At 72.7% G+C, this 2,356-nt stretch carries 2 protein-coding genes; both read left to right on the top strand.

Going from position 1 to position 2,356, the window contains the following annotated elements; translation table 11 throughout:
• Positions 1-160: 160 nt before the first annotated feature.
• Positions 161-934, top strand: coding sequence for a response regulator transcription factor (locus ACNFOC_RS53330; RefSeq protein WP_416966162.1), 774 nt, complete (start codon positions 161-163; stop codon positions 932-934).
• A partial coding sequence (locus ACNFOC_RS53325) for a sensor histidine kinase (protein ID WP_416966161.1) occupies positions 935-2,356 on the top strand: 1,422 nt, incomplete at its 3' end.

The raw sequence follows: 2,356 nt of genomic DNA, 5'->3' as shown, positions 1-2,356 counted from the left end.
GCCCCCAGGTACGCCCGCTCCAACCCCGCCCACCCGACCGTGAGAAGACGGTAGGAGGACACCCCAGGTTGCGCCCACCTCGGTGAGAGCCAGGTAAAAAGGGCACCCGCAGACCCGCCCCCACCGGTCTACCGCCGGAGGCCTTGGCACACTGGGAGACGTGCCCCAGACTGTGCTGCTCGCCGAAGACGACCGTGCCATCCGTCATGCCCTGGAGCGGGCCCTGACCCTGGAGGGCTACCAGGTGACCGCGGTCGCCGACGGTGTCGAGGCGCTCGCGCAGGCCCACCGCACCCCACCGGACGTGCTGCTTCTCGACGTGATGATGCCCGGCATCGACGGCCTCCAGGTCTGCCGGGTGCTGCGCGCCGAGGGCGACCGCACCCCGATCCTCATGCTGACCGCCCTCGTGGAGACCGCCGATCGCATCGCGGGCCTGGACGCGGGCGCCGACGACTACGTGGTGAAGCCCTTCGACGTGGAGGAGGTCTTCGCGAGGCTGCGCGCCCTGCTCCGCCGCACCAGCCCGGTCCCGGCGAACGGCGTCCCCGGCACCTCCGCCGACGGCCTGAGGGAGACCCCGCAGACGTCGCCGTCGTCGTCCTCTCCCTCCTCCCTCTCCGCGTTCTCCGACAAGCAGATCGCGGCGGCCGGCCTCCGCATGGACCTCCAGGCCCGCCGCGTCTGGCGCGACGAGCGCGAACTGGAGCTGACCCGCACCGAGTTCGAGCTTCTCGAACTGCTCGTGCGCAACGCGGGCATCGTCCTCGACCACTCGACGATCTACGACCGCATCTGGGGCTACGACTTCGGCCCCGGCTCCAAGAACCTCGCCGTCTACGTCGGCTACCTGCGCCGCAAGCTCGACGAGCCCGGCGCGCCGCAGCTGATCCACACGGTGCGTGGCGTGGGTTACGTGCTGCGGGAGGACTGAGTGGGCGGACGCCTGCGGCGGCTGGTGGCGAGCCGGCGGCCCAGGCTGGTCTCGCTCCGCACCACGTTCGTGCTGTCCTTCGCGGCGGTGACCGCCGCCGTCACGCTCCTCGTCGGCGTGCTGTCGTACGGCGCGGCGGCCCGGCTGGTCCGGGTCGACCAGGAGTCCGTGTTCGACCAGGTCGTACAGGATCTCCAGGACGAGGTGCGGACGCACCAGATGACGACCGAGGACTTCTCCTCCTCAGCGCCCGGCCACGACATCGTGCGGCCCGCCCGTACGGACGTACAGGTGCTCGGGCCGGACGGCGCTGTCCTCGACAGCGGCAGCCCGGCGCTGCCGGTCACCGGCGACGACCGGGCGATCGCGGGCGAGCGGGTGGCCGGGGAGACGGCGGAGCACAAGGACGTCGCCGTCGCCGAGGACGTGTACCGCATCGCGACCGTCTCGCTCGGCGACGGGCGGGGCGCGGTGCAGGTCGCCCAGGAGTTCAGTGACACGGAGGATCTGCTGCGGGCGTTGCAGCAGCGGACGTTCGTGCTGATGGCGGCGGTGGTCGTGCTCGCCGGTCTGTGCGGCTGGTGGCTGGCCCGGCGGATCACCCGGCGCCTCATCATCCTGACCGCCGCCGCCGAGGACGTGGCCCGCACCCGCCGGCTCGGCGTCCAGGTCCCCGTCACCGGCTACGACGAGGTGGGCCGCCTGGGCCGGGCCTTCGACCGGATGCTCGGCCGCCTCGCGCAGTCGGAGGAGGACCAGCGCCGCCTGATCCAGGACGCGGGCCACGAACTCCGCACCCCGCTGACCTCCCTCCGTACGAACATCTCGCTGCTCCGCCGCATGGACGAACTGCCGCCCGGCACCCGCGAGGAACTGGTCGCGGACCTCAGCCAGGAGGCCCGTGAACTCACCGACCTGGTCAACGAGTTGGTGGACCTGGCGGCAGGCCAGTCCGACACCGAACCACCCCAGCAGGTCGACCTCGCCGACATCGCGGAGGACGTGGCGGTCCTCGCCCGGCGCCGTGCCGGCCGCGACATCACGGTCCGGGCGAGCGGCGACACGACGACCGACGGCCGCCCCGGCATGCTCCAGCGCGCGATCTCCAACCTCGTCGAGAACGCGGCCAAGTTCGACCGCGCGGGCCAGACCCCGATCGAGATCTCGATCTCGGGCCCGGCCCGCCCCGGCACGGTCCGCGTCGAGGTCCTCGACCGGGGCCCCGGAGTCTCCGAGACCGACCTCTTCCGCATCTTCGACCGCTTCTACCGCGCGGCCGACGCCCGCTCCCTCCCCGGCTCGGGCCTCGGCCTCTCGATCGTCCGCGAGGTCGCCCTGGCCCACGGCGGGGCCCCGTTCGCGCTACGACGGGAGGGCGGCGGCTCGGTGATCGGGTTCACGGTGGGCGGTGTGGTGGAAACG

Origin of the sequence: Streptomyces colwelliae, from assembly GCF_048158785.1 — a bacterium.
In the GTDB taxonomy this organism is placed as follows: domain Bacteria; phylum Actinomycetota; class Actinomycetes; order Streptomycetales; family Streptomycetaceae; genus Streptomyces.
The sequence above is the reverse complement of the archived record's forward strand: the minus strand, read 5'-3'. Positions and strand labels throughout refer to the sequence as shown.